General features: G+C 58.3%; 10 protein-coding genes. 6 read left to right on the top strand and 4 right to left on the bottom strand.

Translation table 11 applies throughout. From position 1 onward, the window contains the following. The first annotated feature begins 127 nt into the window (after positions 1-127). From AC13C0_RS08220 to AC13C0_RS08200, 5 genes are all read left to right on the top strand, one after another. Positions 128-601 carry a choice-of-anchor N protein gene (locus tag AC13C0_RS08220; protein WP_341581273.1) on the top strand — a complete coding sequence of 158 codons (474 nt, stop codon included), beginning with the start codon at positions 128-130 and terminating at the stop codon, positions 599-601. Between the two features lie 371 nt (positions 602-972). Next, a complete protein-coding gene (gene aupA / locus AC13C0_RS08215; protein WP_341581272.1) occupies positions 973-2310 on the top strand; it encodes an alkane uptake protein AupA in 1338 nt (445 codons plus the stop codon). A 12-nt stretch (positions 2311-2322) separates the two neighbouring features. Next, positions 2323-5550, top strand: a complete 3228-nt coding sequence (locus AC13C0_RS08210) for an Ig-like domain-containing domain (RefSeq protein ID WP_341581271.1) — start codon at positions 2323-2325, stop codon at positions 5548-5550. Between the two features lie 160 nt (positions 5551-5710). Beyond that, a complete protein-coding gene (locus AC13C0_RS08205; protein WP_341581270.1) occupies positions 5711-8005 on the top strand; it encodes a molybdopterin-dependent oxidoreductase in 2295 nt (764 codons plus the stop codon). Positions 8006-8024: 19 nt separating this feature from the next. Then, a complete protein-coding gene (locus AC13C0_RS08200; protein WP_117619417.1) occupies positions 8025-8495 on the top strand; it encodes a DUF2489 domain-containing protein in 471 nt (156 codons plus the stop codon). 329 nt (positions 8496-8824) lie between these two features. On the opposite strand, the gene AC13C0_RS08195 is transcribed toward AC13C0_RS08200, so the two are convergent. From AC13C0_RS08195 to AC13C0_RS08185, 3 genes are all read right to left on the bottom strand, one after another. Then, positions 8825-10189, bottom strand: a complete 1365-nt coding sequence (locus AC13C0_RS08195; RefSeq protein ID WP_341581269.1) for an HDOD domain-containing protein — start codon at positions 10187-10189, stop codon at positions 8825-8827. 150 nt (positions 10190-10339) lie between these two features. Continuing rightward, positions 10340-12415 carry an ATP-dependent DNA helicase RecG gene (gene recG / locus AC13C0_RS08190; RefSeq protein ID WP_341581268.1) on the bottom strand — a complete coding sequence of 692 codons (2076 nt, stop codon included), beginning with the start codon at positions 12413-12415 and terminating at the stop codon, positions 10340-10342. Between the two features lie 8 nt (positions 12416-12423). Further along, the gene (locus tag AC13C0_RS08185; protein ID WP_117619414.1) at positions 12424-13383 is read right to left on the bottom strand and encodes a hydrogen peroxide-inducible genes activator; all 960 of its coding nucleotides are present in this window, start codon (positions 13381-13383) and stop codon (positions 12424-12426) included. Positions 13384-13461: 78 nt separating this feature from the next. On the opposite strand from AC13C0_RS08185, the gene AC13C0_RS08180 reads away from it, so the two are divergent. After that, a complete protein-coding gene (locus tag AC13C0_RS08180) occupies positions 13462-14328 on the top strand; it encodes an NAD-dependent epimerase/dehydratase family protein (RefSeq protein WP_117619413.1) in 867 nt (288 codons plus the stop codon). 64 nt (positions 14329-14392) lie between these two features. Here AC13C0_RS08180 and AC13C0_RS08175 read toward each other — a convergent pair whose 3' ends face one another. Then, a complete protein-coding gene (locus AC13C0_RS08175) occupies positions 14393-14779 on the bottom strand; it encodes a RidA family protein (protein ID WP_064228391.1) in 387 nt (128 codons plus the stop codon). Positions 14780-14786: the final 7 nt, after the last annotated feature.

Here is a 14786-nt window from a genome sequence, read left to right as displayed (position 1 = left end):
TCTTGCCAGTTTGAGAGCGTCTGTTGCCATGATGCGTGCAGGTCAGAATTGACCATAGGATTCCTCCTCGATTTAAAGAAAGGAATCAATGTGACAAATCCTGGGTTTATGGAACAGGTGCCGATTTATGGGCGCTTACGTAAATGGCACGGCGCTTTCCACCCTGTTTGGCGCCTCCGAATATGGCACTCCGCCTGTCGCATCAGTCTCCAACGGCGGAGAACTTGCCCCACACGGAATCTTCGATACCTACTATTACCAACTCGCATTCAGTTTTGCCGGCCTGCCCACAATTGCCTCCTACAACGTCCAGGACGATACGGCTGGACCTGCCGGTGAGGAGTTGTTCAAGCAGGTATTTCAGATCGATGCGTCATCACTGGCAGGGGGCTACGGTCTTCATTTTGATCTCTATACCTACGGCGAAACTAATGGCCAAAGGACGGCAATCACCGACTTTGCTCCCTTCTCTCATGATGCCGCCTACTGCGTCGATCGTGATTGTGGGCCGGTAAAGGTACCTGAACCCTCAACCCTGGCGCTGTTCAGCATAGGGCTAATGGGACTCGTTGCAATACGGCGACGTATAAGAACCAATTAGTGTCGGGTTAATTGACACATTAAAGCTCACAAATTTCAAAGGCCCTGCACTTGGGACCTTTTCTTTCAAGTGTACTTCCGCACTCCGTTTCGGGCGGTTTGGGGCCTCCTTTCCTGTGCCAGCACCTGAGCTCAGCCGCGACTAATCCCCTTAACAACATTGTAAGCTGAATATCTTCTCCCAGAACTACACGCACTTACGTCTTCCCTCTTGCAGTGCTGGTTCTAAAGACGTTGTTCGATGTCAAAAAAGCCAACGTCCTGAAAAGACAAGCCACATACACTATTACCCGAACCACCTGCGTACCAGCCGTGCGTCAGGGGCCGGGCCTTGGCCCGAGCATAAAAACAACGAAGTAATGGAGTGTATCAATGGCTATTTCCTCCCGGCTCTCAGTACGGGCCCTGTCCGTCGCCATCGCCTCTCTGTCAGCAGGTCTCTCTCTCCCGGCAAATGCCAGCATGGGCAACCTCGGCACCACCTACGGCGTCATGCCGGTGGATGTGGCAACCGCCCAGTCGCTGTCCATGTTCAACGATCAGGTATCCGCCACCTACTACAACCCGGCCTACCTGACCAAAGACGAGCGAGGCGAGCTGACGGCCGGCATCCTGCACTCAGAGCAGGAACTGCGTTCGGCCAACCCGAACGCCAATGGCGATGTGCTTTCCAGCTCACCCAGCCAGCATGTGCTGATTGGTATGAAGACCAACCTTGGCTCGCTGACCCGCTTCAAACATCCGATTTATCTGGGCTTCATCGCCGGTGTCGAGAAGTACGGCAAGGAGATGCTGGCGTTCGATTCGCAGACCACGGAAAGCGGCCAATTCCTGCAATATGGCAAGGAGCCATTGTTCCTGAATATCGGTGGCGCAACGCCTCTCTGGCGCGGGATTTCCGCCGGTGCGTCGGTGAGGGTAACGCTTGATGCCACGGCGAACCTGGATGCTGTATCCACTCTGGGTGGCGAAACCACTCGCGAGCGACTTGCAGTCAATGCCGAACCTTCCCTGAAGACCATTCTGGGCACCAGCATTGATCTTGGCAGCACCTTTTGCCCGGAAAGCGATTGTTTCTTTCAGGGATGGGAGACGGCTTTTACCTACCGGACCAAATCCTCTGCCTCAACCACGGTCGACTCCAACATTATCGTGACCCAGACCATCCCGGACCCGGGCCTGAGTCTTGCGGTCTCTACCATCGATTCTTTCCAGCCGGAGACCTTCGGTTTTGGCGCCCAGTACAGGGGCGACAGCTGGCGTATCGGCGGCAGTATCGAAAAGCAGAACTGGTCGGAGCTTGAGCAGCAGTTCGCTGGCGACACCATTAAGGATCAGGGCTCCGTGGCACCTGGTGACCGGATTCAGTTTGATGACATCCTGATTCCCAGAGTGGGCGCCGAGTACGCACTCAACAAAAACTTCTCCCTGCGCGCCGGCCTTGCCTATGAGGAGTCACCGCTCAAATCCACCCGCAACCCGGAGATCAACTATCTCGATACCGACAAAATTGTCGTTGGCCTCGGTCTGAGTGCCACCTATGACCGCACCCGCCTGTTGGCCTATCCGGTACGCCTGGACATCGGCTACCAGTACCAGCAATTGCAGGAGCGGGATTTCACGCTGGTGGATTTTGACGACAACGAAACTTCCGTAACGGCGGACGGCGACGTTCATGTTGTCAGCGGCTCTGTCACCCTGAAGTTTTAAGGAGGGTTTGCCATGAATTACAACAAGACACTGGCACTGATTCCCGCGTTGCTGCTCGCGGCCTGCGGCGGGGATGAACAGACCATGAACGAGAAAACCACTCCGGGCCTGGTGGTTTACTCCTATCCGGCAGATGGTCAGACAAACGTCAGCCCGAAAACAGATATCGTGCTCCGTTTTAACCGCCGTATTACCGATGAAGATGCGGACTTGCAGACCAAAATCCGCCTGGCCTCCGGCGGGCAGTCCATACCTTTCTCCGTAAGCCGGATTGACGAAGGCAGGAGCCTGAAGTTATCACCAGCCAGCACTCTTGACGCCCTTCAATCCTACACTGTGGTTTTTGACCAACCACTGGCGGCCGAAGGTGGCAGGCAGATAGCCACGCCAAACGCGGTTGGTGAACCCGGCATCCAGTTCGGTACCCGTAACGCCTTTTCCGGAATCGCCGGCCTGGCCAACTCCGCCGAAGGCTTTGACGTGGCCTGGCAGGTGCCAGCCAGCGGAACGCCGTTTGAAGCGATGAATTTCTCGACCTTCCGGCTCGCAATGACCCACCCTGTTCATCCTGACTGGAAGAGTCTGGGCGGTTCAATCGAGTTGCTGGACGAAAGTGGCGAGGCCGTTCCAGCAACCGTTCTGGTCAAAGGCAACCGGATAACCGTCGATCCGTGCGTGGCCGAAGATCCCCGGGAGTGCGGCAGCAAGAATGATGTTCTCGACACAGGCCAGACTTACACCCTCCGGCTCAACAACCTCGCCAGTCAGATCCGGCCCGAGGGTGAGCGACTCAATCGCGAGTTCAGCTTCACACCACGGGATACCGGCCCGACCGTGGTCCTCCAGCAATCGGCAGTGGACTCCGGCCTGGCGGCAGGAGAAACCGAAGAGACCGCGACCCGGTCTGCACTGAACGGCCAGATCATCAATGGCGTTACCCTGAACTCCGTTCTTCAGGGTAATGCCGGGCCGTCCCAGCAAACCGGGGACCTGTTCGCCGAGTTGGCTTATGCGCCGGCTTTCGACGCCGATGAAGCACTGCCGTTGCGCATTGCCCGGGGAAGCGTTCTGAACAGCACCAGCCTGGATGTTCGGGTCGGCGGCAAGGTTCCGGTTCTGGATGCGGCCACCGGTGAGCTCCAGACCACCGGCAACATCAAGGTCACCATGTTGTCAGACGCCTCCGGCTACCTCAGCCCCAACCCCTACACTGATGATATCAATGCCCCCCGGCACATCACGCTGTTTATGGATGTTTCCATGAACACTGAAAATGCACAGCCCAACGCGGCTCTGTCCCAGGACCTGATGGGCGTGGAATTGCGCGGTATTGCCCTGGTGCAGGATGGCGTTCTCACTATCGATGCCATTGGCATGGTGGAACCGAACCTCCTGGGCCAGGAATACACTGACTCAACCATCGCGTTCCACCTCGAAGCCGCCACCGATGCCGACTCAGTGCTTGATGCCGAGCTGCTCCGGGAGCTGGACAGCACATCGCCAAGCCTGGTGAGCTGGATGCCCGGCGGTGAGACCGCCATTCCGGATACTCGCCAGTCCATGCAGCGCCCCGGCGACCCTGTCATTCTGTTCTTTGACGAGCCACTGGCCCCGGATTCCATTGAGACAGGCGTCTCGCTGTTTGCAGATGGCATTCCTGTAGATGCCCTTGAGACACGCCTGGACGGAACCGCCGTCATTCTCAATCCGAAAGATGGCCTGAGCCATGGCGTTGACTACGAAGTGGTGATTGATGGTCTGACCGATCTGGCCGGCAATCCGGCCACCACAGTGCCACTGCAGTTTTCACTGGATGACATTGGCGGCTCATCTGTGACCCGACGCCCTGCCCTGGCCCTGACAACCTATCCGGGCTATCCCTGCGAGACCGACCACAGCCTGCTGGATCTCTCCGCTGGCGTATTGGGACAGTGTTATTCGGATGGGGGTGTCGGTGACGTGCTGCCAGTCAGCACCATGCCGTCAGATCGCCCCATTACGGTGGTGTTCTCAAAGTCTATGGACCTGGAGTCGATTATTCCGGGCGACACCTTCGTCGTTGAAAAGGTGAGCCAGGCGTCAAATGGTTCCATCACGGTTCTGGAAAGCAACCTACCCGGCCGGCTCGAGAAGAGCCTCCAGCGAATCCGCTTCTATCCGGATCAACCCTGGGAGGCCGGCGCCCACTACCGTTACACCCTGAAGTCATCGGAAGACGCCGGCACCTGCACCAACGGAGCCTACACCTCAATTTGCGATTCCGATGGCCTGGCCCTGAAAACCGACCTGCTCGAAGGGTTGAATGACGGCGGCAACAACAACGGTCCGGACCACATGGTGATTTACTTCACCGGAGCCGAGCCATTGGACAGCGTGTTCGCGCCTCTGCGGAACCTGCCTGTTCGGGACACCAACGCCAACTTCCTGGTGGACTGCGACTCCAACACCAATCCGGACTGTCTTGAGCCTTTCGCCCATGAGGGCAGCGACAACGACGGATGGGCAGCCTCAGCCAACTCAACCAAACTGAGAGTGCGGAACAATCAGGCCTCAGCATCCCCTCCTGTGATCGTGGCCAGTACCGCCGATGCACGGGTTGGCTGCGAGACCGGTGAGCGGTGCCCGAAGAACAAGTTTATCTATCAGACCTACGCCCTGAATACCGAAGTTGTCGGCCCCGGTGTGTATGAGCCGACAGGCGATGAGGGGATTCTGGTGAATCTCTACCCCACCCAGCTTGCGACCACATCAATCAGTGTGTTCACAGAGCTGCGGGTTTTCGGGTTCATCCCGCTACAGGAAGAGTCCATCACCAATACCCAAGTCCTTCGTATGCGCTACACTAAGGACGACCCGGCCTGTTCCGGGCCCTCCTGCAGCCGCTCGGGCCTGATCCCCGGGGTAATTACCGAAGGCGACAATGGCCAGCCGGTGTTCAAGACCCGCGCCGAACTGATGCTCGATGCACCGGACATGGAAATACCGCTGGGCGGCCGCCACGATCTGTACGGCCGGGAATTCGTGCTCGAACTCGAGGGGAACATTACCTTCTTCGACGACGGCCGGATGCAGATTGAGCAACGAAACTCGAACCTGGTCGACATCAATGTCCGCGCGCGGGCCCTGGGAGTCCCTGGCGGAGAAATTGTGACGATAGATCTGCCCCTTCAGATCCCCGAACAGGGCGTCTACCTCAACTTCATCTCCAATCCGGTGAAGGAGATCCCAGCTGAGCAATAGAAGGCTCTGAGACCTGTGCACGAAGGGCCGGCCTGCGAGCTGGCCCTTTTTGCCTCTGAAACGACCGATCCTTATTTCCCCCTCCCGTCCATTTCCTGCTAATCTGGTTGCAAAATGAAACCTCAGCAGCCATGGCAACAGTCTCCGGGAGACCCCCTTCATGGAAAACGGCACCCACTACCGTACCTGTCACCTTTGCGAGGCCATGTGCGGTGTCGCTATTGAAATGAAAGACGGTCACATTGACTCCATCAAGGGTGATGAAAATGATCCGCTCAGCCGGGGGCACATCTGTCCAAAGGCGGTTGCGCTGCAGGATCTCCACGAGGATCCGGACCGTTTGCGGAAGCCGATCCGGAAAACCACGACCGGCTGGCAGGAAATGGACTGGGACCAGGCCTTCGATCTGGTTGCAGAAAAGCTCCACCAGACCCGTCAGGACCATGGCCGCAACAGTATCGGCGTTTACCTGGGCAACCCCAATGTCCACAACCATGGCTCCCTGGTTGCTACCATGCCGTTTTTGCGGGCGATCGGCAGCCAGAACCGCTTCTCGGCAACCTCTAACGATCAGTTGCCGCACATGCTGGCCAGCCTGGAAATGTTCGGGCACCAGATCCTGTTTCCGATTCCGGACATCGACCACACCGATTTGTTTATCTGCATCGGTGCCAATCCGATGGCGTCCAATGGCAGTCTGATGACCGTGCCCGATTTCAGGGGCCGGCTCAAAGCCCTGAAACAGCGGGGCGGGAAAATGATTGTGGTAGACCCCCGCCGGACCGAAACCGCAAAGCTGGCGGACCAATTCCATTTCATCCGTCCCGGTAGCGATGCCCTGCTGCTGATGGCCATGGTGCATACCCTGTTTAAAGAGAACCTGGTGGACCCGGGGCCTGCCGAGCGACTGGTGAAGGATGTTGATCTGCTGCGCCTGGCTTCCCTCGCCTTCACGCCGGAAGCGGTGAGCGCCCGTACCGGCGTTGCCACGAAGGATATCCGGGCACTCGCCCGACAGCTGGCCACGACCCGAAAGGCCGCCCTGTACACCCGCATCGGCACCAGCACCCAACGGTTTGGCGGCGTCGCCACCTGGCTCGCATACTGCCTCAACATTCTTACCGGCAAACTGGATATTTCCGGGGGTGTTCTGTTTACCCAGCCGGCCATCGATCTGGTGGAGCTCGGCGCCATGTCTGGCCAGAACGGTCACTTTGGCAAACGCCACAGCCGCGTGAAGGGATTGCCGGAGTTTGCCGGAGAATACCCTGCCAGCACCATGGCCGATGAAATGCTGACACCGGGCGAGGGGCAGATCCGTTCCTTTGTTACTGTAGCGGGCAATCCGGTCCTCTCAAGTCCCAACGGACGACGGCTTGAAGAGGCTCTCGGCGGGCTCGACTTCATGGTCTCGGTGGATTACTACCTGAATGAAACCACCCGCCACGCCGACATCATTTTGCCCCCGACCGCAGCCCTTGAGCGCAGTCATTACGACCTGATTTTCAACATGCTTGCCGTGCGCAACGTCGCCAAGTACAGCGAGCCCTTGTTTGATGCGGGCCCGGATACCCGCCATGACTGGCAGATCCTGCTGGAACTTGCCCACTGTCTTGAAAGACGCCAAAAAGGCGGGCGGTTGCCGCTGCGCTCAGAGCTGGGCTGGCGCACCTTCAAACAGATCGGCCCGGATCCGATTCTGGATCTGCTGCTGCGCGCCGGCCCCTATGGCGCAGACGTCGGCCGGGCACGCGGGGTGTTGCAACCGGCCGTTGATCTGATCATGGATATTCTCCCGCAGCGGCATCCGCTCAGGGGTCTGGCAAAACTGAGCCCCCTGAACCGCCACTGGCAGGGCCTGCCCAAGGGCCTCTCGCTGCACGCGCTCAGGGAATGCCCGAGCGGGGTTGATCTCGGACCGCTTCAGCCTTCGCTTCCGGATCGACTCTTTACCCGGGATGGCCGAATCAATCTGGCGCCCAGGCGGTATCTGGACGATCTCGGGCGTTTACACGACATACTGGCAACACCCGCTGACGACGACCTGCTCCTGATCGGCAGGCGCCATGTTCGCAGCAACAATTCCTGGATGCACAACAGCCAGCGCCTGGTGAAAGGTAAAGACCGCTGCACCCTGATGATTCACCCCAAAGATGCCAGCCGCTTGGGACTGCAGGCGACCGACTCGGCCAAAATCAGTGCAGAAACCCGGCAGATTGTTCTACCTGTAGAAATCACCGAAGATGTCATGCCCGGCGTCGTTTCAATCCCCCATGGCTGGGGTCACGACCGCGAGGGCACCGGCCAGTCAGTGGCGGCAGCCCATGCCGGAGCGAGCATAAACGATGTGCTCAGCGACGGTGACATTGATCCGCTCTCTGGCACGTCCGTATTGAATGGTCAGTCCGTTACTGTCAAAGTCTGGCGCCCCGGGCGACAACGGAAACGGGCCTGATCCATAAAAGGAGTTGATAATGCCTCAGTGGCTGCAGTGGAGTCTGATCATCACCGGCGTGATCGCCATCGTTCTGATGCTGGTGTTTATCCGCCGGCAGATGACTTTGCTCTCGGAAAACCGTAAACGACAGGCCAAAGCCAAGGAGTTCCAGGCAAACCGCAGAAAAGACATGATCCGCAGTGTTCATGTCATCGCGATGGCGATTGAAGAGGATCAGATCGAATATTCCGAAGCCTGCCTGCGGCTCAAGGGCCTGCTGGACCACATTGCACCAGACTTGCTGGAGCGGTCCCCTTTTCGGGTATTTCAGGAAGTGCACGATCAGTTGCAGCACATGCCCACCCATCGGGCTCGGCAGGCCACTGAGACAAAGTTTATCGAAAAGATGGACAAGGAACGGTTTGAAGTTGAGCAGAAACACGCTGACGAGATACGCCGGGCAGCAACCGCCCTTCGACACCATTCGTTTTCGCCCGACACCCCTTGAATGCTTCCAGCCACAACTGGTCAGACCTTATTTTTGTTATATTTTGTAACAGGACTCCCAGGACTCACCAGAATTTAGCCAAGAAAATCAATAAGTCCGGGAACCTTCAAAAACTGACGGCATGCTCATTCCTTTAAGGCGCATACGGTTGACTTTTCTTTTCCCTGGCAGAGTCTAAATTAAAGACAGGGCGGTCACCATCATCTGCGGTGGGAGCCGCCTCACATTGTTTTCTCCTGATAAGTTTGGACGACTCTGCAACAAGCGGGTGAACTTGCCGGCCTCGGGGCCGGCTTTTTTTGAGGCAGATTCCCGGGAACAGCGACCCGCTACTGGCTCATCATGCCGGCCATGGCCATTATGCTGTCCTTACTGTTGACCAGCTCATCAAACTGCTCCTCAACCTGCTCACGGTTAAGGCCCAGTTCCTGATAGAACGACTGACTGACCGCTTCCCCGGCACCCAGTTCCACGCCCCGGGCGGTTAACAACTGACGCCCCAGCCAAAGCAGCCTGGCGTATACGCTTTGGCCGCCATCGTAGGCCGGATTTTTCTGGTAACGGATCGCCAGGGTCACTTCCTCCGGCATGCCCCAGTTTTCCATCAGTTGCGCGGCAATCTGCTCCCGGGTAATACCGAGTAGATAGTGCTCGGTAACCGAGGAGTCAATATCCGGATTCACTTCCAGCGAACGACAGGCGAGCCTGAAATGCGGCGGAAATACCTGGGCAAGAACCAGGTGACCAAAATTGTGCAACAGACCGGCAAGGTATGCGAGTCCGAATACCGGCCGCTCTCCCCGGGGCATCATGCTGGCGAGAATGCCGGCAGACTGCGCCTGCCAGATGGCCTGCTGCCAGTAATCCACATAGCCGTCGGGATGATCCTGGGGCTGCTTGAGGGCCCGCCCGAGGGAAAGGCCCATGGCCAGGTTCATCACCAGATCAAATCCGAGTACCCGGGAAACGGCATCATGCACTGACTTTACCTGACCTGCGGCCGCATAAAACGAGGACGAAGCCCAGCTCACCACTTGGGCCGCAAGGCTGGGATCACTCTCTACGATGTCTACCAGGTCTCCCATGACAGCATTGGGATTAACCCGCAGGTGGATAATCCTCTGGGCGGTTTCAGGCAGCGGCGGCAATTCTAGCGTGTCTTCCAGGCGTTGCTGTATACGCCGGCCGGTAAATTTCTTGATAGCAGAATGCAGCTGATCCCTGTCCTTGCCATGGTCACTCAGGTTGACGGAGATGGACTCCGGCGCCACGGCGAACGAACGACGGTCGGCCTTGGCTGTCAGTGTCCGGAAGTCTTCCGCAGGCATAACCATCGCAAGGTTTTGCTCGCCCAGCTCAAGAGCGACTGCTGGCAAGGAACTAACGCGCTGGTCAACAACGGTCGGCCACCCGGTCAGAGACGGCAATGCTGGTAATGCCTTAAGTCCGGCTCTTTCCCGGACCCGGACCTGCTCCCGGCGCTTCATCAGCCGGAAATCACGGCCAAGTTGCTTGTTCAACTGCTCCAGATCGATCATATCCTCCTTGCGGCAGATAACCTGAAGGTTTCCCTGGCCATCACTGAGCAAAACCATGCGCAGCAGTTCGTTCTGGCTGGCCTGGGCAGCATCCCTGAGGGACACGCCCGCAGCGGAATCGCCCAGAGCCTGCTGCACCGCGACAGGTAATTCCATAAAGTCCTCCCGAATGTTGCTATTTTTTCTCGGATCGTCCGGATCTGTTATCACTGTAAATTCAGTATAGGGCAAGGAAATAACCCTGATGTTGACTGAACTCTATTTCCTGACCGCTTCCATACGCTGTCGGTCAGAGAACGGACTTTTCTACACGTCGCCATAGCGAATTTTATCGCCAAGCCAACGTCGTACCAGTGCCTGAACTATATCCGGGCGCGCCATGAGCCCTGGTGCCATCTCCCGTACTGGCTCAATCCAGCTCTTATCGCGCTCAAAATCCGCCAGGCGGAACTGCATCATGCCGGTCTGGCGGGTACCCAACACCTCGCCTGGCCCGCGAATCTCCAGATCCTTCTCCGCAATAAAAAAGCCATCCTGGCTATCCCGAAGCGCCTGGAGCCGGGCCTTACCATTAGCGGACAATGGCGGGTGGTACATCAGTACGCAAAAACTCGCCTGCTCACCCCGGCCGACACGACCACGAAGCTGATGCAACTGGGCCAGCCCGAGGCGCTCGGGATTTTCAATGATAATCAACGAAGCATTGGGAACATCAACCCCAACCTCAATCACCGTGGTGGCTACCAGCAAATCAAGCTCGCCCACCTTGAACTGTTCCATAACCGCCGCTTTTTCCTGGGCCCTGAGCCGGCCATGGACCAGGTCCACTTTGAGATCAGGCAGCCTCTCTGCCAGCTCCTGAGCCGTTACTTCTGCTGCCTGGCACTGCAATGCTTCGGATTCCTCGATCAGTGTACACACCCAGTAAGCCTGCCGTCCTTCCCGGCACGCACCGCGCACACGCTCAATCACGTCTTCACGCCGGCTGTCAGGAATCACAATGGTTTCAATCGGTTTCCGGCCCGGTGGCAATTCATCAATAACCGAGGTGTCCAGGTCGGCATAAGCGCTCATGGCCAAAGTGCGGGGAATGGGCGTTGCTGTCATGATCAGTTGATGGGGTGCCAACGCCCCACCCACGCCTTTCTCGCGCAGGGCCAGGCGCTGGTGAACGCCAAACCGGTGTTGCTCATCGACGATTACCAGCGCGAGCCGGTGAAACTCAACCTCATTCTGGAACAGGGCATGGGTTCCGATCACCACCCCGGCCTCACCGGACCGGACAACTTCCAGCGCCTCTTGCCGCGCCTTGCCTTTGACTTTGCCAGACAGCCAGGCAAGCCGGATGCCCAACGGCTCCAACCATGCCCGGAAGTTCTGCAAGTGCTGTTCTGCCAGGATTTCAGTGGGCGCCATAAGGGCGACCTGGGTGCCCGCCCCAATAGCCTGCAGGGCCGCCAGGGCCGCCACCACGGTTTTCCCGGAACCAACGTCACCCTGGACAAGCCTGAGCATCGGCAAAGGCTGACTGAGATCCTGCCGGATATCCGCGAGCACATGGCGCTGCGCGCCGGTGAGTGAAAACGGCAGGGAATCGAGGAAACGTTTCGTAAGGTCTCCCGTTGGCAGAAGCGGCAATGCCTCCCGGGCCTGGATCTGCTCACGCACCTGAAGCAGACTCAACTGATGCGCCAGCAATTCCTCCATCACCAGTCTCTGCTGTGCCGGGTGGCGCCCTTCCATTAACAGGTGCACAGGCGCATTGGCGGGAGGGGAATGCACCACCTGGAGCGCCTCGGTAATACCCGGCAGCTGATACTCGGCCAACAGCCCCTGCGGCAGCCAGTCCCGAATCGGGAATCTCTGCAGATAGCCCAGAGCCTGCTGGCAGAGGGACCGCACCCGGGGTTGCTGAATGCCCTCGGTCAGGGGATACACCGGGGTGAGGGTTGCCTGACCTTCCCCAGGCATGGGTGGCGGATTGACCTGATACTCCGGGTGATAGAATTCGTAGCCGGCCCGCCCCGGCCGGACCTCCCCAAAGCATCGAACCCGGGCCCCTTCACCCAGCTGGTTTTTCTGGGCCGCATTGAAATGAAAAAAACGCATCACCAGAAAGCCACTGTTGTCCCGGAGAGTCACCTGCAGGCTGCGCCTGCGCCCCATAACCAGGTCGGCTTTCATCACCTCCCCTTCGACCACCGCCACATCGCCGATTCGCAGGTTGCCCATCGGCACAATGCGGGTCCGGTCCTCGTAGCGGTGCGGGAGGTGGAACAACAGGTCTTGCAAGGAAGCAATCCCCAGCCTGGCAAGCTTCTCTGCCAGGGCGTTTCCTACGCCCTTGAGCTGGGTGACCGAAATGTCATCCAGTGATGTCATAGCAGGTCTCAGGCGCTTTCGGCCACGACGGGTGTATCAGTTCTCGCCTTCTCGATTACCCGGCACTGGCTCGCTGCCAGCGACAGAACGTCAATCGCCTTGGGCCGCGGGAAGGTAACCCGCCAGGCCAGCGCAACGGTCCGGAACGGCACCGGCGGCGCGAATGGACGCACGGCCAGAATGTCTTCATGGTACTGCATGGCCGTTGCCGCGGAGAGCGGCAGCACAGTAATACCCAGCCCGGACGCAACCATGTGGCGAATCGTTTCCAGAGAGCTGCCCTCGGTGACCAGCGAAGGGGAGGCCGCGTCTGCACGCCGGGTCACCGCATCGACCAGCGGCGGACAGGATTCCAGCACCTGATCCCGGAAACAGTGGCCGGGACCAAGAAGCAACAGCTGTTCCCGGGCGAGTTCATCGGCAGTCAGTTGCTCCTTCTCTGCCAGCGGATGCCTGGCGGGCAACAGCACCACAAAAGGCTCATCGTAGAGCGGCAGCGTCACAACTTCCGGCTCTTCAAAAGGCAGGGCGATGATGATGGCATCCAGCTCCGAGTGCCGGAGTTTCTGGCGCAGGTTTGCAGTATAATTCTCTTCGATGTAAAGCGGCATTTCAGACGCCGCACGGCGCAACTCCGGCAGCAAGTGGGGGAAAAGGTACGGGCCAATCGTGTAAATCGCGCCGACTTTCAAAGGCGAGTTGAGCTGGTTCTTGCCGTCCTGGGCCATATCCCTGATGACGCCCACCTGGTCAAGCACCCGTTGCGCCTGCTCAATAATACGCTGACCGGTTTCGGTGACGCGGATGCTGCTCTTGCTGCGCTCGAACAACGGGATGCCAAGCTCATCTTCCAGCTTTTTCACAGCAACGCTGAGTGTCGGCTGGCTTACATGGCAACGCTCTGCAGCCCGGCCAAAATGCCTTTCGCGGGCCAGCGTAACGACGTATCGTAACTCGGTGAGAGTCATGGTGAGCTCCGGTCAGATGGATGCGGGTCGAAGTTCCACTTAACTTTATGAGCTAAAGCATAAGGATTGAAATTGTCTATGGCAATCACTGAAAGCACTAACCCGCCGGGAATCCTGGTTGCCGGCTGTGGCAAACTCGGTGGCGCCATCGCCAGCCGGCTGAAAGCCTCGGCAACGGTATTCGGGCTGCGCCGGAATCCGGACCAGGTGCCGAAAGGCGTACACGGCATCAGAGCTGACCTGACCCGGCCTGCAACCCTGGCCGGCCAGTTGCCAGATAACCTGGACATCGTCATTTATTGCCTGACACCCTCCAGTTACGACCAGCAGGGCTACCAGGATGCATACGTTACCGGCCTCGAAAACCTGCTACGGGAACTGGGCGAACATTCCCTGAAACATCTCTTCTTTGTCAGCAGTACCAGCGTTTACGCTCAGGATGACGACAGCTGGGTAGACGAGTCCAGCCCTGTCAACCCGGCCAGATTCAGCGGCGAACAGATTCTGGCGGGGGAGCGAACAGCGCTGGACAGCGGTCACCCTGCAACCATCATACGATTCAGTGGCATTTATGGTCCGTCCAGGGCACGTTTTCTTGAGGAGGTTCAGCAAGGCCGTATGAGCCCGCAGCCACCGGCACCGTTCAGCAACCGGATCCATGAAGAAGATGCTGCGGAAGCAGCCGCTCATCTGGTCCGGCTTGCCGTCTCCGGAGCGCTGCTGGAGCCCTGCTATATCGCCAGCGATTGCGAGCCGGTACGGCTCGATGAAGTGGTGGACTGGGTACGGCAACAAACTCCCTGCGCCGATCCTTTACCAGACGCCCGTCAAGGGGGCCGGGCCGGGAGTAAACGCTGCAATAACCAGCGACTGCTGGCCACCGGATTCCAGTTCCGGTACCCGGACTTCCGGGCCGGCTATCGGGCGATGATTCACCAAAACTGAGTCCGCGAAACGGGAAAAAGCGACCGTAGCCGCCTTTTCCACGAAATTGGAACCTGCCCCGGCTTCAGCTCAGCACCATGACTGCTTCCATTTCAATGGGTACGCCCTTGGGCAGCGCAGCGACGCCAACTGCCGCGCGGGCAGGATACGGCTCCTGGAAATAGGTAGCCATGATCTCGTTTACCGTGGCGAAGTTTGCCAGGTCGGTCATATAGATATTGAGCTTGACAATATCCTTGAGCTCACCGCCGGCGGCTTCACACACGGCCTTGAGGTTATCAAATACCTGACGGGTCTTGGCAGCAAAATCCCCTGCCACCACTTCCATGGTCTCCGGCACCAGCGGAATCTGGCCAGACAGATATACCGTGTCTCCGGCTTTCACCGCCTGGGAGTATGTGCCAATGGCCTGAGGCGCATTCTCGGTCTGAATTACGGATTTGTTGGTCATGACCCTT

The organism is Marinobacter sp. B-21 (assembly GCF_056857895.1).
Note: the sequence above shows the minus strand (reverse complement) of the source record. Positions and strands in the feature narration are given on the sequence as shown.

Excerpts from the sequence above, each read along its gene's own strand:
- aupA (WP_341581272.1), top strand. The coding sequence starts at position 973 with ATGGCTATTTCCTCCCGGCTCTCAGTACGGGCCCTGTCCGTCGCCATC.
- recG (WP_341581268.1), bottom strand. The coding sequence starts at position 12,415 with ATGACATCACTGGATGACATTTCGGTCACCCAGCTCAAGGGCGTAGGA.
- AC13C0_RS08200 (WP_117619417.1), top strand. The coding sequence starts at position 8,025 with ATGCCTCAGTGGCTGCAGTGGAGTCTGATCATCACCGGCGTGATCGCC.
- AC13C0_RS08185 (WP_117619414.1), bottom strand. The coding sequence starts at position 13,383 with ATGACTCTCACCGAGTTACGATACGTCGTTACGCTGGCCCGCGAAAGG.
- AC13C0_RS08195 (WP_341581269.1), bottom strand. The coding sequence starts at position 10,189 with ATGGAATTACCTGTCGCGGTGCAGCAGGCTCTGGGCGATTCCGCTGCG.
- AC13C0_RS08175 (WP_064228391.1), bottom strand. The coding sequence starts at position 14,779 with ATGACCAACAAATCCGTAATTCAGACCGAGAATGCGCCTCAGGCCATT.
- AC13C0_RS08210 (WP_341581271.1), top strand. The coding sequence starts at position 2,323 with ATGAATTACAACAAGACACTGGCACTGATTCCCGCGTTGCTGCTCGCG.
- AC13C0_RS08180 (WP_117619413.1), top strand. The coding sequence starts at position 13,462 with ATGGCAATCACTGAAAGCACTAACCCGCCGGGAATCCTGGTTGCCGGC.
- AC13C0_RS08205 (WP_341581270.1), top strand. The coding sequence starts at position 5,711 with ATGGAAAACGGCACCCACTACCGTACCTGTCACCTTTGCGAGGCCATG.
- AC13C0_RS08220 (WP_341581273.1), top strand. The coding sequence starts at position 128 with ATGGGCGCTTACGTAAATGGCACGGCGCTTTCCACCCTGTTTGGCGCC.